Raw genomic sequence first — 22,506 nt, 5'->3', positions numbered from 1 at the left:
GCGTGGATTCAGGCGATCCCGCCGTTCGCGTACAGGACCTGCCCGTTGATCCAGCGGCCCGGACCGGCGAGGAACGCGACGGCTTCGGCGATGTCGGCGGGGGTCCCGAGGCGCTCCAGCGGGGTACGGGAAGCGATCGCGTCGACGACCTCCTCCGGCTTCCCCTCCAGGAAGAGGGGGGTTGCGGTCGGGCCGGGCGCGACCGCGTTCACCGTGACGTCGCGGCCCTTCAGCTCGCGGGCCAGGATCAGCGTCATCGCCTCGACGGCGCCCTTCGTGGCGGCGTAGGCCCCGTAGGTGGGCTGCTGCAGCCGGGTCACCGACGTCGAGAAGTTGATGAGGGCGCCGCCGGGCCGGAGCGTGCGGGCGGCGAGCTGGGACACGACGAAGGTGCCGCGGACGTTGATGCGGTGCATGCGGTCGAAGTCGGAGAGAGCGAGCTCGGCGATCGGGGCCAGGAGCATGATTCCGGCCGTGTTCACGACCACGTCGACGCCGCCGTACCGCTGCTCGGCCGTCGCGAAGAGTGCGGCCATCGCGTCCTCGTCGGCGACATCGCCGCCGACCGCGGTCGCGACCCCGCCGGCCGCCTCGACGGCGGCGACGACCTCGTCGGCGCGGGACTTGTCCCGGCCGTAGTGCACCACCACGGCGAGCCCGTCCGACGCGAGGCGCTCGGCGACGGCGCGGCCGATGCCGCCGGAGGCGCCGACGACGACCGCGACGCGGGGCGCGGACGCGGCGGCGGATGAGGCTTCTGCGGTTGCCGCGGGCTCTGTGGTTCCTGCGGATTCTGCGGTTCCTGCGGATTCTGCGGATTCTGCGGTGGGGTTCATGGGGTGCGGCCTCCCTCAACATTCAACTTTTATGGACGACTCGTCCATAAAATAAATGTAGACTGATTGTCCATATACGGCAAGCCCGGAGGTCGAGCACAGGTGGACGAACCGAAGGAGTCCGGCAGGCGCGGCCGCGGCCGCCGCCCGGCCGCGGAAGTGCGGGAGACCGTCCTGGAGACGGCCGGCGCGATGCTGTTCGAGACGGGGCTGACCGGGATCACCTTCGAGAAGGTGGCCGCCCGCGCCGGCGCGAGCAAGATGACGCTCTACAAGTGGTGGCCCTCACCGGGGGCCCTGGCCTTCGAGGCCTACTACACGGCCGTCGAGGACACCCTCGCGTTCGCGGACACGGGTGACGTCGAGCGCGACCTCACGGCCCAGCTCCACTCCTTCGTCGGTCTGCTCACCGCCCCGGCCACCGGCCATGTGATCGCCCAGCTCGCCGGTGCGTCGCAGACCGACCCCGCCCTGGCCGACGCCCTCGCACAGCACTACACCCACCCGCGCCGCCGCCTGGCGGTGGACCGGCTCACCCGCGCGCAGCGCGCGGGCCAGATCCGCGCCGAGGTCGATCCCCAGGTGGTCGTGGACCAGCTCTGGGGCGCCTGCTACCACCGGCTGCTGCTGCCGGACGAGCCGCTCGACACCGCCTTCGCCGACGCCCTGATCGACAACCTTCTGCGCGGCATCCGGGGGTGAGGCGGCGCGGCGGGCGATGAGTCCGGTCGAGGTGGCCAGTCTGTACTTACGGAACGGTTTACGGCGCGCGGCCTACAGCACGCGATCCACCGCACGTGAGGAGAGCATCATGACCACCACCTACACGTTCGACGTCTTCTCCAGCCTCGACGGCTTCGGCGGCGCCAGCGGCGACTGGACGGGTTACTGGGGCAAGCAGGGCCCGGAGCTCCTCGACCACCGCCTCGGCCTGTACCGGGACGAGCAGCGGATGGTCTTCGGCGCCAACACGTACCGGCTGTTCGCGCAGATGCTGGCGGAGAGCACCGAGGATTCCGACGTACGCGACCCTTGGGTGACCCGGATGAGGAGCCTGCCGGCCACGGTGGTGTCGACCACGCTGGAAGGCCCTCTCGACTGGCCGGACGCGACCGTCGCGCACGGCGACGCCCTCGACGTCGTCGCCCGGCTCAAGAAGGAGTCCGACGTTCCGTTGCGCTCGCACGGCAGCCTGTCGATGAACCGGGCGCTGATGGCGGCCGGCCTGGTCGATCGCGTCCAGGTGACGCTCTTCCCCGTGATCACGGGACGGACGGGGGCGGACCCGATCTTCAAGGGAGCGGCCGACTTCGACCTCGAACTGATCGAGCAGCGCACGCTCGACGGTGACATCCAGGAGCTCACCTACCGCCCCACGCTGCATGCCTGAGCCGACCGCGTAGGCATCGGGCGTCTCCCTCTGCCTCACGGCATCAGCTCGATGTGCGGATGGTCCGGGGAGTCGGGGCAGACGTGGGTCTGACAACGGGCGTACGGGATTCGATCCGCGCCCTCCGGACGTCAGTCGGCGTCAGGCCCGTGCGTATGTGAACGACGGCTACGGAAGCGTTCCAGGACGGCTGTGCCGAGGAGTACGAGCCCGATGGCGACGACCTTCCCTCCCTGGTAGCCGATGACCGGGTCGTGTCCGGCGCCGGACCTCACGAACTCCCAGAGCACCCAGGCGATTCCGATGACGATCAGGAGCGCGGCCCCGACCGGGCCGATGCCCCACCACCACGGCGCCTGAGGGTGGTCGTCGGGCCGGTCGCGTTCGTCGTGCGCCAAGGTCGTACTCCAGGTCATGAGGCGGGTGGCGGTGCCCGTCGCCGGAACGGGCCGGGCGGAGCGCGGAAGGGTGGCGCGGGCCACGTGCCTGCCTGTGGCGCGGCTCTGCCTCACCGCCTGCCCACAGCCCCCGGGTTCAACCCTCGTACCAGGCACCCAGGTCCCTGACACCGGCCCCTGGGCGGGCCGGACCGGTTACGCCTCCAGCCAAGGCCGCAGCTTCTCCGGATTGCGGACCACCCAGATCCGGCTGACGCGCCCGTCGACGACCTCGAACGAGGCGACGGTCATGACGACGCCGCCCCGCTGAGCCACCAGTCCCGGCGCCCCGTTGACCGACCGCTCCAGGAGTTCGAGCCCGGGGGCCCGGTCGGCGATGGCGACCATGTACTGGGCGATGAGTGCCCCGCCCTCGACCGGGCGCAGCGCGGTGCCGACCAGGCCGCCGCCGTCGGCGGTCATCACGGCGGCCGGGTCGAGGAGGTCGACGAGGGCCGCGATGTTCTTGCTCTCCCACGCCTCCTTGACGTGCCGCACCGCGTCGGCCTGCCCGGCCGCCGTCACCGGGGCCTGCGCGACGCGTACGCGCCGACGGGCGGAGGCCGCGAGCTGCTTGCACGCCGCGGAGGTCCGGCCGAGGACGTCGGCGATCTCGGCGAAGGGATACCGGAAGACGTCGTGCAGGACGAACGCCACCCGCTCGGCGGGCGTCATCGACTCCAGTACGACGAGGAAGGCCATGGTCACCGATTCGTCCAGGACCATCTGGTCGGCCGGGTCGGAGAGATCGGTGCCACGCCCGTGCTGCCACTCGGTGCGGTCGGGCAGCGGCTCGGGCAGCCACGCGCCGACATACCGTTCACGCCGGGCCCGCGCCGAGCCGAGCACGTCCAGACAGATGCGGCCGGTCACGGTCGACAGCCAGGCGCCCGGGGACACGATCTCGTCCTGCCGGCTTCGGGGCAGTGCGTACCAGCGCGCGTAGGCCTCCTGCACGGCGTCCTCGGCCTCGGCCAGTGAACCCAGCAACCGGTAAGCCACATTCAGCAGTTGGCGCCGCTCACCGGCTATCGCGTCGGCACCTGTTCCCGCCGCCCCCGCCGTCCCCATGCTCCCGAACGCCCCCTCGCCTTACCTTTCGCGGGCCCGCGTCGTCGGGCTGGTAAGACCCTATCGATCTACTGCCCTCCGGGCGGAAACGGGGACCGAGGCATGGCAACCCAGGCAACGGCAGCTCAGCGCCGCTTCTCATTCCTTCAGATCGCGATCGCCCTGCAGACTCTGACCATCTTCCTCCAGGCGATCTCCGCGGGACTGCTGCTGACCTCGTCCTACGGGGAGACGTTGCACAGCGCGGGAGCCCGCGTCATGTACGGGGCGTCGATGCTGTACGTACTCGCGGCGGTCCTGGCCTGGAAGCCGGGCGGCGGCTCTCCCCGGCCGATCTGGTACGCGTCCGGCTTCCTCGTACTCGCCTCGGTCCAGGTCGTACTCGGCATCGCGCACGTACCGTCGGTCCATCTCCCGCTGGGTGTCCTGATGTTCGGCCTGAGCCTCCTGGCACTGGCCCGGCGCTGAAGCCGTACGGGCGGGGCGCGTCGGGGGCGGCGGTGCGCAAGATCCCGCGGGGGCGAGGTTCAGGAAGGCCGGGCGGGCCTGTCCGGCGGATCGTGCCGGACAGGCCCCGGCCCCGGGGACGGATCAGCGCTTGAGCGTGAAGGTGAAGTCGCCGGAGAGCTTGCCGCTCAGCCGGACCGCCGAGACGAGCTTCCCCTCCGTGATCAGTCGCTCGACCTCGGACCGCGAAAGACCGCAGCCTTCGGCGATCAGCCGCGCCGGCCGGACAGGGATCCGCGCCGCGAAGCGGACCTCGACGTCGATCGCCTCGCGGTCCAGGTGATCCGTTCCGCCCGTGTCGAGGCGCCAGGCGTCGTCCCAGTCGAGAGCGATGTGATTACGCCGCCGCACGACCGGATCCTGGAGCAGTTCGGCCGCCAGGCCGGGGTCGTTGTCGTGCATCCGGTCCAGCAACTCAGGTCGTACGGAGCGCACATGCGTCCGCTCCAGGATCGTGAGCTTGGTGGTCTCCCCGCATGAGGTGCAGAGCGCGAGAAGCCAGGCGTCGAGCAGTTTGTGGTTCGCGTTGACGCGGAACTTGCCGTTCGCCCGGAAGCTCTCGGACGCGCACGTGTGGCAACGGCGAACGACGAGTGGCAGACAAGTGGGCATGACAAACCAGGTGTTGAGCACAGAGGTACACCGATTTCGGGTGAGAAGACCGCAGCAGAAATCAGCGCGTCGCGCAGGCGCGACGTGCGACAGATCAGCAGTGGGGAGGTCTCACGCGGTATACAACGGAACGCCCTTCCGAGGACGACATGGCTCGGCAGCACGATAGGGGCGCGCAGCCGTGCTGTTCCACCGGTTTTGCGCGCCTCGCCCGCCGAAACGTCGGCGATCGCGTGCCCCTGGGTGATCGGGGTGGCATTGAGCCGAACGGAGGATGGAAAGCGCCCGCGTTGCGTGGCCCTTCGGCCCGGAAGCGGCTCCGGCCGAGGATGAGGCGGTTGCGGGGGGAACCCATAAACGGACGACTGTGGTGGAGTGCGGTGTACAGATGAGCCATGAAGTGAGTCGTCCGGAAACTCCGGGAGTTGGCGTCCTGGCGGAGTTGCGCGACGCGATCTCGACGCGAGCCGTGCTCATCATGCTGGGCGTGCTTCTGCTCCAACTCGGATTTGCGCTTTCCTACATGGGCGCCTTTCACGCGCCGAAGCCTCATCGGATCCCGATGGTGGTCGTCGCGCCGGAGCCGGTGGAGAAGGAACTGGTGGCCCGGCTCAACGCGTTGGAGGGCGACCCCTTGCACGTCAGTGCGGTCGCGGACGTGGCTCAGGCCAGGGCCCGGCTCCTTGACCGACGGGCGGACGCCGCCCTTGTCGTCGCCGCGGTAGGACGCACCGACGCGCTGCTCGTCGCCTCGGCGGGCGGGCCGTCGGCAGGGGACGCCGCCACGAAGGTCCTGCAGGTGGTGGACACCGCGCAGGGCCGCAAGATCGTCGTGCGTGACATCCGGCCGCCCGCGGCGGGCGACTCGCGGGGCCTCTCGTCCTTCTACCTGGTCCTCAGCTGGACGATCGGCGGCTACCTCGCCGCATCGGCCCTGAACATGGCGGCCGGTTCCAAGCGTCCCACCCTCCACCGCGTCCTCGTACGGCTGGCGGCCATGGTGCCCTACGCCTTCGTCTCCGGCATCGGGGGCGCGATCATCGTCGGCCCCGTGCTGAACTGCCTGCCGGGCGCCTTCTGGGAGCTCGTCGGCATCGGCACACTGGTGGTGTTCGCCTCAGGAGTCGTGGGTGTGGCACTCCAGTCGCTGGCGGGCACGATCGGTCTGGGCCTGACCATTCTCATCTTCACCATTCTCGGCAACCCCAGCTCGGGCGGGGTGTACCCGGCGTCGTTGCTGCCGCCGTTCTGGCGCGCGATCGGACAGGCTCTCCCTCCCGGGGCCGGCACGACCGTGGTGCGCAACACCGTCTACTTCGACGGGAACGCCACCACCGCCGCCCTGTGGATCCTTGGTGCGTGGGCCTTCGCGGGACTCGCCGTAGCCATCCTGTCCGCCGCCCTGCACGGTCGGCGGCGGCCCGCACGCGCCGAGCCCGCCGAAACCACGGCCTGACGGTGGACGAGCGCGGCGGACATGGCTCGGGTGACATTCGCCCCGGCCATGCCGCCGTGTGCACCGAGTCCGGGTCCTCCCGCCGATCGGGGCCGTCCCTTCACCCGGAATCCGGACTGCTGCGCGCTGCGGCCATGAACGGGGCCCCGGGCATCTCAAGGCGGGCGTTCACCTCGGTACGGCCGAGGCATCAGGAAGCGCTCGCGGGTGCGCGGAGGCTGCGGGTACGGACCAGGGGCGCGAGGCCCGCCATGAGGAGGACGGCGGCGAGCGGGAGCAGGTCGAGGTTGACCGCGATGACGACGAACGCGGCCAGGACCAGCACGGGGCTCCACACGGGGAGCCGCGCGGGCCGGGACGCGACCAGCATGACCAGCAGGGTCAGGAGCCCGAGCTGGAAGGCCAGGGGCCCCGCGATCTCCAGCGGCTCGGGCAGCGGGGCGGCGTCGTCGAAGCGGGGGAACAGGTCGCCGAGGATCACCCAGAGGAAGCACCCGGCGCCGAACACCCCGGCGACCATGGCCGCACCGGCCACCGCCGCTCTTCGAGCCGTATGGACGGGGACCAGGGTGCGCAGCTCCACGACAAGGGCGCCGAGCAGGAGGAAGGCGGCGAAGAAGAAGGTGTGGCCGATGTTCCAGGCAAGTCCGGGACCGTGGTCGCCGTCCCTGCCGTCGATGAGGCGGAACACGCCGTAGAGGAGCAGGAACAGCGGAACGAGGAGTGCGAACAGTCGAGTTGAGCGCGTTGTCTCGGTCATACGACCACGGTCGCGGACGGGCGGCGCGCGGGCTATCGGGACGATCCCCGACGCCGCCCGGAGGTATGGCCCTGAGAAGCCCCTGAGGCCTGAGGCGTGAGGCCCGGCGGGAGGCGGGCCGGCGGGAGGAGCTGTCGGCCCGCCTCCCGCCGGCCCGGTCTCACCTCAGGTGCCGGGCGAAGAACTGACCCGCGGCGTCCCCGGCGAACTGCGGGACGCCGGTGTGACCGCCCATATTGGCGTTCAGCGTCTTCTCCTCGGAGCCGAAGGCGTCGAACAGGTCCAGGGCCGTCTGCCGGTCGTTCCCCTCGTCGTCCCACTGGAGCAGGACGTGCAGCGGAACGGTGATCCGGCGGGCCTCCTCGAACATGGCGCGGGGCACGAAACTACCGGCGAACAGACAGGCGGCCACGATGCGCGGCTCGACCACCGTCAGCCGGACACCGATCGACATCACGCCCCCCGAGTACCCGACCGGGCCGTCGATCTCGGGCATCGCGAGGAGGGCGTCCAGGGCGGCCTGCCACTCCGGGACCGCCGCGTCGACCAGCGGGAGGACGAGGGCGTCGACGATCTCGTCGCTGACCGGCTCACCGGCCTCCATCGCCCGGCGCATGTCGGCGCGGGCCTGCTCGACGGCGGGCATACGGGGCCGGTCCCCGCTTCCCGGAAGCTCGATGGTCGCTGCGGCGAAGCCATCCGCCGCAGCCTGCCGGGCCCGGCCCAACAGCCGGGGGTGCATCCTGCGCAGCCCGAGGGGAGGGTGGCCGAGCAGGATCAGCGGCACCGGAGCGGATGCGGACGCGGACGCGGGCGTCCACAGGATGCCGGGGATCTCGCCGAGGGTGAATTCGCGTTCGAGGACGCCGTCGTCGAAGCGTTGTTCAGAGGTGAACTGCATGGTCGTGCCTTTCGGGAGTGCTGCTGAAGGCGCTCCCGGACGACCTATCGCCCGACCATGACTCCAGAGGGGAGCACCCATGTCGATACTGCGTTCACGGGTACCACCTCCTCGTTCTCTCGCACGGCCTCCGGGAGGCTAGCAGCGGCAGCGATGGGAGGCCAACGGGTTTTCGCGGAGGCTCTCCGGTGGCCGGCCCGGCCGGCCCGACCGGTCCCGTCAACCGGAAGCCAGACTGCTGTGCGCTGCGGCCATGAACGCGGCCTTGTGCGTCTCAAGGTGCTCGTTCACCTCGGTATCGCCGATCTCCCGCCACACCGCCTGGTTGAGCGCGTGCCCGTATGCGCGAACGGGCTCGTGCAGCCGCTGGTCGCACATCAGCATCACATTGCCCGATGCGGTCCACAGTGCGGTCATGACGGGCTTGGCGCCGGTCATCCAGCCTTGCTCGTCGTCACCCCACGGCTCAGGACGGCTGTACGCGACCTGTTCGGCCTGCTGCGCTCGCGCGACGAACTCCTTGAGCACCGCGAGCTGTTCCGCCCGACGGCTCTCCGCCGTGGCCGCCGCCAGCCTGTGCCGCTCGGTGCGCTCGGCGGACCGCTGCGTCGCACGCTGGGCAAAGGCGGTCAGACCGCCGCCGAGCAGGACACCGGCGAGCGACAGAACGGGTGCCCAGATCTCACCGGTCATCGCGGACCGCCTCCAAGGTCGCGTGCATGGTCATGCACATGCTACGTAGCGCAGCTGCTCGACGCGCAGGACCGGTACGAGGCCCGCTGAGCACATGTCGTACGGGCGCGGTACGTGACGGTGGCGGCGCTACTCGGCGGCGGCGTCGCGTCGTCGGCGCGCGCGTTCGAGATCGGCGGCGTCCGACATCCAGGAGCCGTGCTCGTCGAGCGCGGCGCAGCCGCCCCGGACGAAGGCGCCCAGCACCTTCCGGTATCCGCTCATCCCGTCGACCAGGCTGTACTCGACCCGGTACTCCGGATCCGCCCCGTTCTCGCCCTTGCGCGCTGTCGTGATCCGGGCGAGCGAGTCCGCGTAGAAATGGAACTGGAGCCCCTCGCCCACCTCCTCGTCCTCGATGGTGAACACCTGGTTTCCCGAGCCGTAGCGGTCGGCGACGAACTCCCAGAACTCCGCGGTGGCGGTGCGGGGGTGGCTCCGGAGCCACCTCTTCTCGCCGTCCTTGTCGTCGGTGAACAACAGGCTCGTCTTCCTCGCGCTCTCGCCGGACGTGGCGCTGTCGCCGGCCGTCTCCTCGTCATCGTCCATGGGCGTGCTCCTGGTGCGGTCGACGGCCTCCGAGCACATCAGGAAGCTCACCGTCCGTACCGCGTCGTCGACGAGCTCGGGGTGCGCCCGGCGCACGGCCGCGTCGACCGTCGCCTCCATCCGCTTCCAGTCGCGTTTGTCCGTGCCGCGCTTTCCCCGTCGCGGGTCGCGGCCGATCCGCATGCCGGCGCACGCCTGCTCCGCGGTGGCGATCACCCGCATGACCTCGGGCAGCAGCGCGGGGTCGACGGCATCGGGCAGCCGCTTCGGAATCGTCGCGCCGTGCAGGTACTGGCCCGTGTACATCAGAAGCGCGGTGTCGAGCGGACCGAGTACCTGCCCGCGCTCGGCGCGACGGCGGTCCGCGTCGTACGTCTGCGTTCGCTTCGCGTCCGACGTCTCCGTCGCCGATCGCATCGCCGCGCAGACCTGGCCGCGCTCCAGCAGTTTGATGTCGGCTCCGTGGGAGATGAGCGGGCCCTTGGCCCACTGGATCCGTCGGAAGGTCGCGTCGACGTCCGCCGGCGCGGCAAGGAGGATCGGGTCCAGGAGCGCGACGGCGGCGTCCTCGTCGAGCGGGCCCCGGGTTCCGGCCGCGTCGCACAGCGGAAGGACCGCGCTCCACAGCAGCAGGTGGCGGGCCAGGTCCTCCCGGATCACCGCAAGATGGGCTTCCCCGATCGAGAACGTGAACGTGCGGGGGTCGTGGTTGGCGTCGGCCCCGGCGCCGAGCATCAGCTTCAGCTCGCCGTCCTCGCGGACCACGTTCGGTATCCAGCCGCTCCGGCGGGTGAAAACGACGTCTCTCATGGGCTCAGTCTTCACCATCGGACGAGACCGGCGAGAGCCGGCCGCCCTTGGTTCGCCGAACCAGCGGGCACGGCAGACGAGACCACGGTTCGGGCCTACTTCCGGGAAGGGAACGCCTCGTCGAGCGTGGGCACCGCGAGGTGGTCGGACGTCATCGCGTCCAGGACGTCGTCCACCCGCAGGTAGCGGCCCTGCTGGATCGCCGGTGTGATCCGGCCGATCGTGCCGGCCTCCCTGAGGTGGAACACGGTCCATCGGCCCGGGAACGGGACCCCGTCCAGGGGCTCCCCGTCACGCAGGATCTGCCGCGTCTGCGCGCTCGGGCTGCGGGTTCCGTCGATCTCCTGGTTGAGGGTCTCCACCGCGTCGACCCCGAAGACCGTGCCGCTGCCGCCCCGTTGGTACATCACGAGCATCCGGGGGCGGGCGAGGGCCACGTGTTTGCTGTCGAGCGGGCAGATGTACGCGCGGTGCGTGGCGAGGTCCAGCATGGCCTGCTCGTTCGCCGGCACGATCACCGCGTGGTTGTGCAGGGAGCGGAACCAGCCGGTCGCGGCCTCTTCGTTCCACACGAGCTTGTTGCGATTGCGGAACGCGGGATCTGCGACCAGGCCTCTGTACGCCAGCAGCTCGATGCTGCGCGGCGGGCGTCCCACCAGGGCGCCGAAGTCGGCCCGGGTGATGACCTCGGGCAGTTCGTCGAACCAGGTCGTCATCGAGCTATACCACCGTGTGCTTGAGGAAGGCCGCCCAGGCGGCGGGGGAGAGGGTGAGCGCGGGGACGGTGAGGTCCTTGGAGTCGCGGACGTGGATGGCGTGGGGGCAGGTGGCCACCTGTACGCAGTTGCCGCCCTCGCTACCGCTGTGGCTGGATTTGGTCCACGTCACGGCAACCTCGATGCAGTTGCCACTGTCGTTGCCGCTGTAAGTGCTCTTGGACCAGCGGAGACCGGTGCTCATATTTTCTGTGCCACCTGTTCGATCAGTTCCAGCGACTCTTCCGGGCTGAGAGCCTGCGCTCGCAGAGTCCCATACTTGCCGAACAGGTTGGCCAGGTCAGGTTGTTTGTCGACGAAGAAGCTGCCGCCCTGACCTTCGATGTAAGCGAGTTGGCGCCGCTGCTCTGTCTCCAGCAGGACGAAGGGGCCGTCCAGTCCGGCATGGCTCACTCGTTCCGGTGGCATCACCTGGATCTGTACGTGTCGTAGCTGCGCGACTTCGAGTACGTGTTGCAACTGCTCCCTCTGCACGGCCTGCCCACCGATTGGGCGGCTGAGGGTGATTAGTTCCACGACGAAGGTGATGTCCGGCAGCGGCTTCCTGACCAGAAGGCTCTGCCTGCCCAGCCGGGCGGCTACCTTCCCTGCGATGTCCTCGTCGTCGTACGCGGGGTGGCGGCTCGCGAAGACCGCGTGTGCGTACGCCTCCGTCTGGAGTAGCCCCGGCATCACATGGGTCTCGTACGTGTGGAGGGCCGCAGCCTTCGCTTCCTCCTCGGCGAACTCTGCAAACCAGGAGGCCAGGTGGGTGGTGTCCAGCTTCCGCGCAGCTGCCATAAGTGCACCTTGTGCACCAAGAACGTCGTCCGCGCGCGCGACGAAATCCCCCTTCGGCGGCCGGGCCCCTCGCTCCACCATCGCCACCTGCGACTTGGAGAATCCGATCTTCAACCCCAATGCCTCCTGAGAAAGGCCGGCGCGCAGGCGGAAGAAGCGCAGCAACTCCCCGAACATCTCGGCGTTGCCGCCCCCGTTATTACTGGTGTGCACAGCCTGACCCCCAAGTGCACAACAGTGCACAGACGCCTTGTGTCCCTGGTCACGGTACGTGCGAGTGCCGACGCTTTCCGTATGGATCAGAAAAGTTCACCGGACCTGATGCCCTCCTGGATCCCCGCGACAGGCCACGCCCTCCGCCACGCCGGGATCCACTTCGACGCCGTACGGATCATCGGCATCCTGGGCGAGCAAGTGGCATACGAGGTCATGCAGTTCACGGACTTCCAGGCCGGGCCCATCGTCCGCTCGCGGATCGGCGAGCGGAGCATGTACTTCCTGCTGCCGCCCGGGAGCGCCCGTGCGTACCGATGGCCTGTCGGGGCCGAGGCGTTGGTTCGGGAGGGGGCGGCCTTCGTCGGGGTGCCTGCCGTGCACGGGCTGACGTACCCGCTGGACTGGCGTTCTCTTCCCACACCCCAAGTCCCGTTCGTGGATGCGGAACTGCTGTTCGAGCTGCTGCGAGAGGTGGTCGACGGCGAGATTCCTGCGGTACGGTGATCGCGTCATTACGCTCCGTGCGCTTCAGCGCATGGGGCGGCCCCCGGCGGTGCTACCAACACCAATCCGAGGGCCTTCACCCCACGATGGAGACAGAGGTCCACCGAGAATGCTTTGTCATGCTATCTCGCCGTCCTACGGGTACGTGAAGGCGTCGCACGATGTCGTCCGTCATCCGAAACTCAACAGCGACGCGAAGATCCTGATCGCCTACGTGCAGGGCCTCCCCGAGAAGTGGGCCGACAAGCCCCTCGGTGAGCACGCCAAGAGGCTCGGTCTGAAAGGGCGCGCCTACCAGAAGGCCAAGGGGCAGCTCAAGGAGAACGGGTTCGTCCACGAGTGGCGGCGCCAGGACGGCGGCGGGCTCTGGGTGACCGATCAGCTCCTGTCCAATGTTTCGCTCACGGACCACGAGGCTCGGCGCATCCATGACAAAAGAGCTGGATCACTGCAGGTGGGACCGAGTGAGCACTATCCGACGGTCGGTCATCCGAGTACTCGGTCCGTCGGTGGTTACCTACCCAAGGGTGAAGAACAGGAGAAGAACTCCTCCCACCCACCCACCGAAGAGCCGAAGCCTGCGGACGAAGCCGTGGAGCCCGAACCCACGGACCCGCAAGTCATCCAGGCCGAGCGCGTGTTGCTCTCTCTCAAACGCGTCGACGACCAGCTGCGCCTCGGGGCCCGTGAGGCCCGGGGGCTGGCCGGGACGGCCGCCGAATGGCTGCGGCGCGGGGTCGATGTTGCCGGGCTGCGGCTCGCGCTCACCAGGGGGCTGCCCAAGGATGGAGTGAGGTATCCGTTCGGGTTCCTGGGCAAGCGGCTCGAAACCATGATGCCGTCGCCGGTACGCGTGGAGGAGCCCGCTCCCGTCCCTGCCGCCGTCAGGGAGTTCATCGCGTGCGAGGCGCAGGAGGGGGGTGCTGAGCACGTCTTCCGGCCCAGGGGGACCGAGACCGTGTGCCGGCCGTGTACGCAGCAGGCCGCCTGGGAGGCGCACACGGTCAGGTGGGATCCGCCGCCCCTGGACGACGACTTCGAGGTGCGCGAGTCGTTGCCCTGGCGGGAGCGGGTCGCGGCGTTGCAGGCGGCGGATGCGAACGCCGCCGATTGAGGCGTACGGCTGTTCACCGTGTGGCGGTAGCACCGTCCGCGCGGTGGAGCGAGCAAAGTGGGCGCGGGGGCCTGGACGGACCGAGGAGGACCGATGACGGATGCCGTGATGGAACTGTGGAGCGGATCGCGGGCGGCGCGGGACCCTGTGTGGGTGCGGGCGCAACTCATGACGGCCGGGCGGACCTTGTTCGCCGTGTACGGCTATGCCCGTACCTCCGTGGAGGATCTGTGCGCCTCGGCGCAGGTGGAAGTGCCTCACTTCCACCGTGAGTTCGAGTCGCGCGAGGCCCTGCTCGTCGATCTGTACGACGAGGTGGCGACGCGGGGCATGCGGGCGTCCGAGGTGGAGTTGTCCGCCGAGGGGATGGAGACCTGTCCGACCGAGGAACGGGTCCGCAGGCTCTTCGACGCTTATGTGAAGGCCGTCACGCGGGACCCGCGGGAGGCGAGGGTGGCGTTCGTCGAGGTGCTCGGGGTGAGCCGGGAGATGGACGAGCACCTCACGAGGTGGCGGTCGGTGTGGGTGGAGTTCCTGACCCAGGAGGCCGAGCGCGCGCGGGGGCGCGGCCACTGTGTCGACGGCAACCTCGCCGTGGTGGTGAAGGTGCTGACCCGTTCCGTCGACGAGCTCCTCGCGCACCATGGCCGCCGCCCGCGCCAGGTGCCGCCCGCCTGGCTGACCAGCGAGTTCACCCGACTGTCCATGGCCATGATCGGGCCGGTGGGCGGGTCTTCGGCCGCCTCCGGTTGACAACACCGCTTGCCGGGTCGGCAAATGGAGGTATGGCAGAAGACAAGGCGGGAGCAGAGGGCGGCGCGATGGGGGACGACGAACTGTCGTCCGTCCTGACGGGGGTCGGGCCTCGGCTGCGCGCGCTGCGGACCGAGCGGGGGACGACGCTGGCGCAGCTGAGCGAGACGACGGGGATCTCGCTGAGCACGCTGTCCCGGCTGGAGTCGGGTGGCCGCAAGCCGACTCTGGAGCTGCTGCTTCCGCTGGCGAAGGCGTACGGGGTGCAGCTGGACGAGCTGGTGGGCGCCCCGGAGACCGGGGACCCGCGCGTCACCTTCCGGCCCTTCAAGCGCCACGGCATGACGTTCGTGCCGCTGACCCGGCACCTCAGCGGGGTGAACGCGTACAAGCAGGTCATGCCCGGTGCGACGGGCATGGAGGGGCCGGTGGAGCAGCGGGTGCACGAGGGCTACGAGTGGCTGTACGTGCTCTCGGGGCGGCTGCGGCTCGTGCTCGGGGATCACGACCTGGTGCTGACGGCGGGGGAGGTGGCCGAGTTCGACACGCACACCCCGCACTGGTGGGGCGCCGCCGGGCCGGAGCCGGTGGAGTTCCTCAGCCTGTTCGGACCGCAGGGGGAGCGGATGCACGTACGGGCGAAGCCGACGGGGAAGGGATGAGGGGGGCCTGCGCGGCGCGATACGCCCCGCCCACCCCCCACGCCTGGTGCATCGCGTCGGCGTAGGCCGCCGCGAGGCGGTGTTCGCCGGACGGGCCCGGGTGGGTGCCGTCGTACGTGTCCGTGTGGATGTCGTAGCCCGGCGGGTGCGAGGCCAGGAGGAGCGGGGACGTCGCGGTGTCGAGGTCGGCGACCGTCTTGGCGAGGAGCTCGTTGAAGCGGGCGCACTCGGCGGCGAAGGGGGCGTCGGACTCCGCCCGGATGTTCGGTATGACGGGGAGCAGCACGCATCTGATGTGCGGGTTCGCCGTGCGGGCGGCGGTGAGGAAGGTGCGGGCGTTCAGCGCGGTCTGCTCGCTGTCCGTGTAGAAGCCGAGGTCTATCAGGCCGAGGGAGACGAGCAGGACGTCCGCCCGGTGCTCGGCGACCGTGTCCGCGATCACCGGGGCCATGTGGAGCCAGCCCTCGCCCCAGCCGGCCAGGTGGCGGCGGGCCTCGGCGGGGAAGCCGGGGGCGGCGTACGCGGTCGAGACGGGTGTCCCCGTGTCGGTGTCGTACAGCTCGGTGCGCGGGCCGACTAGGGCGTACGGGCCGTCGAAGGCCGCTTCGAGGTGCTGCCACATGCGGTAGCGCCATGTGAAGTCACCGGCGCGTCCGATGGTCATGGAATCGCCGACGCACATGAAACGCATGGCGCCATCATGGCCGATCATGGCTCCGGCCTGCGACGTGACGATGGACACTTGTGCCATGCGTTCGTATCGACTGACTGCCTTCGGCGCCGCCGCCGTGCTGCTTTCCCTCGCCGTGGCAGGGCCTGCCCTTGCCGATGACGGGGATGCCGACCGGAGCTTCACGATCGAGGACCCGCGGATCACCGAGTCCAGCGGCCTCGCCGCCAGCCGCGCCCACCCGGGGATCTACTGGACGCACAACGACAGCGACGACGGGCCGTACGTCTTCGCCGTCGACTCCCGCACCGGGAAAACCGTCGCGCGCATCACCATGAAGGGGGTCGGAGCGCCCCGGGACGTCGAGGCGATCTCGATGGGTCCCGACGGGAATCTGTACGTCGGTGACATCGGCGACAACCTGAACGGCAGCTGGGACCACGTCTGGATCTACCGCTTCCCCGAGCCGAAGGAGCTCCGGGACGCGACGGTCCGGGCCACGCAGTTCGACGTGAAGTACGCCGACGGGCCGCGCAACGCGGAGGCGCTCATGGTCCACCCGAAGACCGGCCGCGTGTACATCGCGTCGAAGAACGAGGACGGCGGCGGGCTGTACGAAGGCCCCGCGAAGCTCACGACCGGCGGGGACAACGTGTTCCGGCGGGTCGGGGAGGTGCCGTGGGTGACGGACGGGGCGTTCTCGCCGGACGGCAAGGAGCTGGTGCTGCGCTCGTACTTCAGCGCCCGTGGCTACCCCTTCGCGAACGGGCGGCTCGGCAAGGACTACCCGGTCGAGTCCCCGCTGCTCGGGCAGGCCGAGTCGGTGACGTACACGGCGGACGGTTCGGCGCTGATGTACGGCTCCGAGGGGGCGCAGAGCGATGTGGTGCGGGTGGACCTGAAGGAGGGGGAGGGCGACGAGCCCGCGCGGGCGGGCGGCACGTCGCCCGCGTCCGCCGGCGCGGGCAGCGGAACGGGCGAGGACGGTGTGCCGGTGAAGGGCACCACGCTGACCGGCGGCATCGTTCTCGCCTCGTTGGCGCTGGTGCTGTTCGTGAGCACGCGACGCCGGAAGAGGTGAGCGGTCGGGTACCCGGTCGGAGCTCTCGGACGGCGCCGGTTTTCCTCAGGCCGGGACGCGGGCCTTCTCCCTGCGTCATCCTGAGGCGGCAGGGATACGGCCGAGGCACGGAACAGAGCACGGGGGTGCGGTACCGCGATGGTTCCGGGAACAGTGCAGCAGCTGACCATCCTGCTGATCCTCGTGCTGCCCGGCGTCTTCTACCAGGCCGTACGGGAACGGCTGCGCGGTCCCCTCGCCACCGAGCAGGAGCCGCAGAACCGTCTCGTGCGCGCCATTGCCGCGGGGGCCCTGCTCGACACCCTCTACGCGGTGGTCGCGGGGCCGTGGCTGGTGCGGCTGCTGGCCGGGGACGGGGAGGGGCCACTCGCCGGGGTGCTGCGGCGGCCCCGCGAGGCGGGATTCGCCGCGCTGCTCCTGATCGTCGCCGTGCCGTCCGCACTGGCCTGGGCGGAGGCGGTGTGGCGCAGGCGGCACGCGCGGGCGCAGTACGAGCCGACGCCGACCGCCTGGGACGCCCTCTTCCGTGACCGGGGGTCGTGCTTCGTGCGCGTACGCCTCAAGAGCGGTCTGTGGGTGGGGGGTTGGCTGGGATCGCGGTCGGCCGTCTCCGCGTATCCGCAGAGCGGGGATCTCTATCTGCAGGCTCAGTACCGTGTGGGGCCCGACGGCGGTTTCCTCGGGAAGGTGCCCGGCACCGCGGGTGTGTATGTGCGGGCGAGTGACATAGAAGTGCTGGAGGTGCTGCTCGCGCCGTCCGCGGGGGCGGCCGGAGAGGGTGGCGGATGATGAGTGATGAGAAGACGGGCGGCGGCGACGCCGCCGATGAGGAGACGGGCGGTGACGCCGAACTGGCGTCCCTGGTCGTGGAGTTCTCGTTCCGTAAGACCTATCGGCCCGCCGACGGCATGGCCGAGCCGGACGAGGTGCCGCAGGGGCCTTCGGGCTCGGCGATGGGGGAAGCCGCACCGCCCCTCCAGGGACTCTCGGAGCCGGAGGCGCCCTGAGCGGTTCCGTCCTACGGGCCGGTGTGGATGTGCGCCGCCCATAGGTGCGGCGCCCGCGCGTAGCGGTCGCGCAGGGCCCTGACCGGGTGGTGCAGGGCGGCGGCCGGATCGATGGGACGGCCCCGGGCGACGTCCTCGGCGAGCGCGGTGTAGAACTCCTCGGTGAGGTGCGTCGCCAGCTTGTCGGCGATGGGCCACAGGGTCCCGATCACATGCGGATATCCGGCCAGTTGGAAGGACGCGGTCAGCTGGATCGCCTCGTCGGACATCTTGATGCCGCCCTGGGACGCGGAGCAGGCGGACAGCATGGCGAGTTCCGGGTTCCTCGGGCGCCGGGTGGCGACGTCGGACACGGTGAGCCGGCCGTCGTACAGGGCGAGACCGCTCTGTGAGGGGTTGAGCAGTTCGCTGATGCCGTGGCAGCTGAAGTGGACCCAGGGGTGGGCTTCGAGCGCCCCGCCGACCGCTTCGACCGTGGCGTCGGGGCCGGCCAGCAGGCGCCTCGCGGGGAACAGCTCCGCGAGCAGTTCCGCCTCGCGCGCGACGCCGGGCAGGGATGGCGCCCCCGGCGTATCGGCGAGGGCGACGACCAGCGGTGACGGCTGGGCGGGGGCGCCGGTGGGGGTTCCGGCGCGGGTGCCGGTGGCGAGACCGCTTCGGGCCCGGACCAGGGCGCGCAGGGTCGGGGTGTACGAGGAGATGACGCGGTCGATGACCCAGGTGCCGGAGTCCGGCCTGCCCCGCCCGGCCGCGTGCAGCGGCAGGAAGGACATCCAGCCGGTGGGGCACCACCACAGGCGGGGCCAGGGGTCCCCGTCGCCCGGTTCCGCGTCCAGGCCGAGGTGGTCGAGGACCGGGGCGGCGACCGTGTCCCAGAGCCAGCCCAGGGTTCCGGAGAGGGTGTGCATCATGGCGACGGCGTTGTCGACGCCGTTCGCGCCGTACGCCGTCTCCATCCCGTCGATGAACTCCGCCGCCCGCTCCATCGTGGCGCCCAGGGTGAGATCGGGCAGCGGGACCACGTCGATCCCGGCGTCGGCGGTCACGACCAGGGCGTCGCAGCGGTAGGTGCTGACGTTGACGACCACGACGGGGCCGCAGGCGGCGGCTGCGATCAGTTCCGGTACGGAGGGCGGGTTCAGGAAGCCCTCCAGGCCGGGCAGTTCCCTTACCTCCGCCAGGAGTTGTTTCCAGCGCTGGGCCATGACGTGGCGGGCCTCGGCGCTCGCGCTCGCCTCGTGGTCGTCCTGGGCCGGGGAGAGCGGGGGAGGGGTGCTCAACCCGTCGCGGATCTGCTCGAACTCGGCTGCGCGGGCGGGGTCGAGGTCGCGCAGCCGTGACACGTCGGCCCGGTTCTCCAGGCCCTGGGCCAGCAGTACTCCCCGCCCCTGTTCGAGCAGGGCGAGGGCGTGTTCGTTCCGGCCCGCCTCGATCGCGAGCGCGGCGGCGTCGCTCGCCACACCGTCGCTGCCGCTCAGCCGTGCCTCCTGATCGACGCGGGCGAGGCTGCGGGGTGCCATGCCGGGCAGCAGGCCGACGGCGTACGCGTATCCCTCCAGGGCCTCCGTGCGGTCACCCGCCCTTATCGACGCCAGCCCCCAGCCGCGGGCGGCCTGGAGCCGGGACGCGCTGTGGGCGACCGGATTCTGCGCGCAGCTGCGGGTGAGCCGGACCACCTCCGCCAGGTCGACCTGTTCCCCTGCCTTGGAGCGGTCCAACTGCGCTATGGCCAGCATGAGTTGGGACAAGGAGTGACTCGGGTCTCCCTCTGGTGTGCAGGCGAGCGATTCCCGGGCGGCAGCGGCCGCCCGCTGCCGCGCCTGCCGGGCCGTCGCCCCTGTGGGATCCTCCGTCAGGTCGGCGGCGAAGACGCAGGCCATCGTCAGTTTCTGCAGGGCGAAGAAGCGTGAGGGATGCTCCTTCCCGAGCCGTTGCACGGCCTCTTCGAGGACCTGCCGGGCTTCATCGATCGCCTGGGGGTCCTTGTTCGTCTGGGCGCGGTCGACCAGCAGGTCCCCCAGGTTGATCGCGGCCGTCTCGGGGCCCCCGACGTCGCCGTGTTCCACCGCCATCGCCGCACGCAGGAGTGTGATCGCCTCGTCGGTGGCGGACGCGTCGCCGACGAGCTTGGCCCAGTGGCGCAGCGCTTCGGCGAGATTGTTCAGGTGCAGGGGACGGTCCATGGCCGACGGCAGGCTGTCCTTCACCGCGCGGCGCAGCACCGTCACCGCTTCGGCCATCCAGGCGCGGTTCCCGGTGCGCCGACTGCGGTCCATGAGCGCGCTTCCCAGGTTGGTGAGCGCCATGCTGACGCGCGTCCGGGAAGCGTGGGTCACGGCCTCGCGCAGGGTGTCGACGGCGGCGTCCATGAGGAGTTCGTCGCCGGTGTTACGGGCCCGGCTCCACTGGAGGTAGCCCAGGCTGGTGAGGACGGAGCCCCGCAGTTCGGCCGTTGCCGGCTGCGGGGCGCCCAGGTCGGCCAGAGCGGCGCGGAAGTGGTGGACGGCTTCGTCGCTCTGCCGTGCGTCGCGGGTGTAGCGGTAGAGCGCCCCCAGACTGTTCGCGAGGCCCAGCAGCGCCACGGGCGAGGGGCGCCCCGGAGCCATCACGAGCGCTTCCCGGTGCCATCGGACGGCCTCCTCCAGCGGAGCGGGGTCGGAGGCGAGACGGGCGAGGTTGCGCAGGGCGTCCCCGAGGGCCGTGCGGCAGTCGGCCCCGCCGTAGGTGTCCTCGTCCGAGGCGGCCACGGCTGCGCGCAGCACCTCGATGCCCTCCTGCCAGGCCTCGGTGGCCGAGCAGAATTCGGCGAGAGTCAGCAGGGCCTCGCCGAGGCCCATGAGCTGGTGCGCGTGGAGGAAGTCCTCCGCCGATGACAGGGCCACGGCTGTGCGGTGGGTGGCCACCACTTCGGTGAAGAGCTCGGAGCGGCCGGTGCGCATGGCGATGTTCATCAGGCCGTGGCCGATGTTCGACCAGTGCACGGCCTTGTCGGCGCGGGAGAGCGGGGCGTGCTCCAGCTCCTCGCGGATGAGGCGCACCGCTTCCTCGTACAGGTCGACGCCACTCGTCGCATCGCCCCGTTCCATGAGGGCGTAGGCGTACTCCGCATGGCATTCCCAGTACAGCGGGTCGCCGGCCGGGAGCAGGCCGAGGGCCCGGAGCATCTCGTCGGCGCCCTGCCGCCAGGTGTGGTCGTCCGCACCGGCGCGGTGGGCCAGCGCCGCCCCGAGTCCGAAGCGCGTGATCGCCTCGAAGTGGCTGTTGGGGGACGGCAGTACGAGGCACTTGCGGAAGCAGTCGATGGCCTCGTCGACGCTGTCGGCGCCGCCCGAGACCTGTAGGCAGCGCCCGAGTGCCAGGAGGACGCGGGCGCGCTCGGCCGAGCGCGCCGGAACCTCGCCGGCAAGGGCGCGCAGCAGGGTGATCGCGTGGTGGAGTTCTCCCGGGTCACCGAGTTCCCCGGCGGTCCACAGGTGCCGGAAGGTGCGCTTGAACAGCAGGTCGGCGAACGCGGTGGTGTGGAGCACCCGTCGGACGAGGTCGTCGGCCGGTACGCACTCCGTCCCCCGGCGGGCTTGGGCAACGGCCTCCTCCAGGTCTTCCGTGCTGCCCGTCGCCGTGTGCCGGGCGTTCAGTACCTGGGAGAGGGTCAAGTGTGCCTGGGCGCGCACGGGATGCCCGGCCGGTGCGGCGTCGAGGGCGTCGCGGGCGGCTTCGTACGCGTCGCCCAGGGCGCCCGGGTCATCGGTGCGCATGGCGTGCCCGGTCAGCAGCAGGGCGAGGTTGCTGAGGTACATGGTGTGCTCGAAGGGATTGGGGGCCGTGTCCGCGGCCGTGCGGCAGGCGGCGATGCCCTCCTCGTACGCCGCAGCGCCGCCACCGCCCTCCGCGGCCCCCTGGAGCAGGGAGATGCCCAGGTCGGAGAGGAACGAGGCCCGGCCGGGCAGCATGACGTCCGGCTCCGCAAGGGTGGTGCGCAGCAGCGCGATGCCCTCGGAGCGCAGCGCCGGATCGTCCAGGGTCAGGGCGGCGCTGCACAGCGCGGAGCCGAGGACGGCGCTGTGCTGGGGGCGGTTCGGGTTGTTCCAGGTGGTGAGCTCCACCGCCTTGCGCAGTTCGGCGACGGCCTCCCGCATCCGGTCCTGGTCCGCGTTCGCCTCGGACCAGTGCCGGAGGACGTACCCCAGGTTGCCGTGCCTGCGGGCCTGTTCGTCGCGGACGCCCGGTGCGCAGACCACGGCGGCGCGGTGTGTGCGGACGGCGTCGGCGAGTGCCTGGAGGCCGGCGCCGTCCTGGAATCCGTAGAAGAGGATGAGTCCGAGGTCCGACAGACAGGTGCCCTGCTCAAGGCTGCCCTCGCCGAAGGCGGTGGCGGCGTGCCGCAGCAGGGTTTCGGCGAGGGGCAGGCTTCCGGGGTGGCGGCTCTGCTGGAACAGCAGCGTCAGCCCGATGCCGGCGTGGTACGCGAAGCCGGGCTCCGTCGCGGCGCCGGCCGGATCGCCGGACAGCGTGGCGAACAGCGGGCGCAGCCCGTGCGGGACGTGCTCCGGGTTCTGCTCGTGCACCGCGACGAACCCGAGCAGAGCGGAGCCGAGCGCCCCCGGATCGGCTTCGTCCCCCGCGAGGTAGCGGCACCAGTCGGCGTAGCCGAGAGCCAGGGCCCCGAGGCCCCACACGTTCCCGTCGGGCAGGACGAGGCCGCCGCGCACGTCGTCGGCCGCCTCCGCGGCTTCCGCCCCGAGGAACCATTCCAGGGCGGTGGGATCGGTGTCCGTGCGTTCGGCCTGCTGGAGGATGCGGTCCGCGGCGGTCTCCGGCGTCATGCGGGGAACCGCCGGCCGCGCCGCACCCTGGCGGTCGGTGCCGTACCCACGTCACACCG

Annotated in this window: 24 protein-coding genes; 11 read left to right on the top strand and 13 right to left on the bottom strand. The window is 70.7% G+C overall.

Going from position 1 to position 22,506, the window contains the following annotated elements; all coding sequences use genetic code 11:
• Positions 1-8 precede the first annotated feature (8 nt).
• Positions 9-836 (bottom strand): SDR family oxidoreductase, encoded by an 828-nt coding sequence (locus tag OG912_RS13885; protein ID WP_327709598.1) that lies wholly within the window; start codon positions 834-836, stop codon positions 9-11.
• Positions 837-938: 102 nt separating this feature from the next.
• Here OG912_RS13885 and OG912_RS13880 point away from each other — a divergent pair, with 102 nt between their 5' ends.
• Positions 939-1,538, top strand: coding sequence for a TetR-like C-terminal domain-containing protein (locus tag OG912_RS13880; protein WP_327709596.1), 600 nt, complete (start codon positions 939-941; stop codon positions 1,536-1,538).
• Between the two features lie 109 nt (positions 1,539-1,647).
• The gene (locus OG912_RS13875; protein ID WP_327709595.1) at positions 1,648-2,226 is read left to right on the top strand and encodes a dihydrofolate reductase family protein; all 579 of its coding nucleotides are present in this window, start codon (positions 1,648-1,650) and stop codon (positions 2,224-2,226) included.
• A 131-nt stretch (positions 2,227-2,357) separates the two neighbouring features.
• Here OG912_RS13875 and OG912_RS13870 read toward each other — a convergent pair whose 3' ends face one another.
• Both OG912_RS13870 and sigJ read right to left on the bottom strand, forming a co-directional pair.
• Entirely contained in the window at positions 2,358-2,708 is a 351-nt protein-coding gene (locus tag OG912_RS13870; RefSeq protein WP_327709594.1) for a hypothetical protein, read from the bottom strand.
• A gap of 111 nt (positions 2,709-2,819) precedes the next feature.
• Complete coding sequence (gene sigJ / locus OG912_RS13865) at positions 2,820-3,734, bottom strand: RNA polymerase sigma factor SigJ (protein ID WP_327709593.1); 915 nt, start codon at positions 3,732-3,734, stop codon at positions 2,820-2,822.
• Between the two features lie 102 nt (positions 3,735-3,836).
• Between sigJ and OG912_RS13860 the strand changes: the two genes are divergently transcribed.
• Entirely contained in the window at positions 3,837-4,202 is a 366-nt protein-coding gene (locus OG912_RS13860; RefSeq protein WP_327709592.1) for a hypothetical protein, read from the top strand.
• A 123-nt stretch (positions 4,203-4,325) separates the two neighbouring features.
• Here OG912_RS13860 and OG912_RS13855 read toward each other — a convergent pair whose 3' ends face one another.
• Positions 4,326-4,874, bottom strand: coding sequence for a DUF1062 domain-containing protein (locus OG912_RS13855; RefSeq protein ID WP_327709591.1), 549 nt, complete (start codon positions 4,872-4,874; stop codon positions 4,326-4,328).
• Positions 4,875-5,295: 421 nt separating this feature from the next.
• Between OG912_RS13855 and OG912_RS13850 the strand changes: the two genes are divergently transcribed.
• On the top strand, positions 5,296-6,309 hold the full coding sequence (locus OG912_RS13850) for a DUF3533 domain-containing protein (protein ID WP_443061088.1): 1,014 nt from the start codon (positions 5,296-5,298) through the stop codon (positions 6,307-6,309).
• Positions 6,310-6,499: 190 nt separating this feature from the next.
• On the opposite strand, the gene OG912_RS13845 is transcribed toward OG912_RS13850, so the two are convergent.
• From OG912_RS13845 to OG912_RS13815, 7 genes are all read right to left on the bottom strand, one after another.
• Complete coding sequence (locus tag OG912_RS13845) at positions 6,500-7,069, bottom strand: hypothetical protein (protein WP_327709589.1); 570 nt, start codon at positions 7,067-7,069, stop codon at positions 6,500-6,502.
• Positions 7,070-7,229: 160 nt separating this feature from the next.
• Positions 7,230-7,970, bottom strand: a complete 741-nt coding sequence (locus OG912_RS13840) for an alpha/beta hydrolase (protein WP_327709588.1) — start codon at positions 7,968-7,970, stop codon at positions 7,230-7,232.
• Between the two features lie 219 nt (positions 7,971-8,189).
• The gene (locus OG912_RS13835; protein ID WP_327709587.1) at positions 8,190-8,663 is read right to left on the bottom strand and encodes a hypothetical protein; all 474 of its coding nucleotides are present in this window, start codon (positions 8,661-8,663) and stop codon (positions 8,190-8,192) included.
• A gap of 129 nt (positions 8,664-8,792) precedes the next feature.
• Entirely contained in the window at positions 8,793-10,061 is a 1,269-nt protein-coding gene (locus OG912_RS13830; RefSeq protein ID WP_327709586.1) for a DUF6357 family protein, read from the bottom strand.
• Positions 10,062-10,156: 95 nt separating this feature from the next.
• The gene (locus OG912_RS13825; protein WP_327709585.1) at positions 10,157-10,777 is read right to left on the bottom strand and encodes a hypothetical protein; all 621 of its coding nucleotides are present in this window, start codon (positions 10,775-10,777) and stop codon (positions 10,157-10,159) included.
• Positions 10,778-10,781: 4 nt separating this feature from the next.
• Positions 10,782-11,021 carry a DUF397 domain-containing protein gene (locus tag OG912_RS13820; protein WP_327709584.1) on the bottom strand — a complete coding sequence of 80 codons (240 nt, stop codon included), beginning with the start codon at positions 11,019-11,021 and terminating at the stop codon, positions 10,782-10,784.
• Positions 11,018-11,830, bottom strand: coding sequence for a helix-turn-helix domain-containing protein (locus tag OG912_RS13815; protein WP_443060968.1), 813 nt, complete (start codon positions 11,828-11,830; stop codon positions 11,018-11,020). Before OG912_RS13815 ends, OG912_RS13820 begins: the two co-directional genes overlap by 4 nt.
• Before the next feature lie 81 nt (positions 11,831-11,911).
• On the opposite strand from OG912_RS13815, the gene OG912_RS13810 reads away from it, so the two are divergent.
• The 4 genes from OG912_RS13810 (at position 11,912) to OG912_RS13795 (ending at position 14,866) form a co-directional block, all read left to right on the top strand.
• Entirely contained in the window at positions 11,912-12,337 is a 426-nt protein-coding gene (locus tag OG912_RS13810; RefSeq protein WP_327709583.1) for a hypothetical protein, read from the top strand.
• A 109-nt stretch (positions 12,338-12,446) separates the two neighbouring features.
• The gene (locus OG912_RS13805) at positions 12,447-13,451 is read left to right on the top strand and encodes a hypothetical protein (RefSeq protein WP_327709582.1); all 1,005 of its coding nucleotides are present in this window, start codon (positions 12,447-12,449) and stop codon (positions 13,449-13,451) included.
• A 93-nt stretch (positions 13,452-13,544) separates the two neighbouring features.
• Positions 13,545-14,204 carry a TetR/AcrR family transcriptional regulator gene (locus tag OG912_RS13800; RefSeq protein ID WP_327709581.1) on the top strand — a complete coding sequence of 220 codons (660 nt, stop codon included), beginning with the start codon at positions 13,545-13,547 and terminating at the stop codon, positions 14,202-14,204.
• A gap of 68 nt (positions 14,205-14,272) precedes the next feature.
• The gene (locus tag OG912_RS13795) at positions 14,273-14,866 is read left to right on the top strand and encodes a helix-turn-helix domain-containing protein (protein ID WP_327713425.1); all 594 of its coding nucleotides are present in this window, start codon (positions 14,273-14,275) and stop codon (positions 14,864-14,866) included.
• Here the strand turns inward: OG912_RS13795 and OG912_RS13790 are convergent.
• Complete coding sequence (locus OG912_RS13790; RefSeq protein WP_327709580.1) at positions 14,802-15,557, bottom strand: GDSL-type esterase/lipase family protein; 756 nt, start codon at positions 15,555-15,557, stop codon at positions 14,802-14,804. The two genes, OG912_RS13795 and OG912_RS13790, sit on opposite strands and share 65 nt — an antisense overlap.
• 58 nt (positions 15,558-15,615) lie before the next feature.
• Here OG912_RS13790 and OG912_RS13785 point away from each other — a divergent pair, with 58 nt between their 5' ends.
• From OG912_RS13785 to OG912_RS13775, 3 genes are all read left to right on the top strand, one after another.
• Positions 15,616-16,617 carry a WD40 repeat domain-containing protein gene (locus OG912_RS13785; protein ID WP_327709579.1) on the top strand — a complete coding sequence of 334 codons (1,002 nt, stop codon included), beginning with the start codon at positions 15,616-15,618 and terminating at the stop codon, positions 16,615-16,617.
• 138 nt (positions 16,618-16,755) lie between these two features.
• Entirely contained in the window at positions 16,756-17,406 is a 651-nt protein-coding gene (locus OG912_RS13780) for a DUF6338 family protein (RefSeq protein WP_327709578.1), read from the top strand.
• On the top strand, positions 17,406-17,624 hold the full coding sequence (locus OG912_RS13775; protein ID WP_327709577.1) for a hypothetical protein: 219 nt from the start codon (positions 17,406-17,408) through the stop codon (positions 17,622-17,624). The genes OG912_RS13780 and OG912_RS13775 overlap by 1 nt, the downstream gene beginning before the upstream one ends.
• Before the next feature lie 11 nt (positions 17,625-17,635).
• On the opposite strand, the gene OG912_RS13770 is transcribed toward OG912_RS13775, so the two are convergent.
• A complete protein-coding gene (locus OG912_RS13770; protein ID WP_327709576.1) occupies positions 17,636-22,447 on the bottom strand; it encodes a CHAT domain-containing protein in 4,812 nt (1,603 codons plus the stop codon).
• Between the last annotated feature and the right edge of the window lie 59 nt (positions 22,448-22,506).

Origin of the sequence: Streptomyces sp. NBC_00464 (assembly GCF_036013915.1) — a bacterium.
In the GTDB taxonomy this organism is placed as follows: domain Bacteria; phylum Actinomycetota; class Actinomycetes; order Streptomycetales; family Streptomycetaceae; genus Streptomyces.
This window is presented reverse-complemented; position numbering and strand designations above follow the sequence as displayed.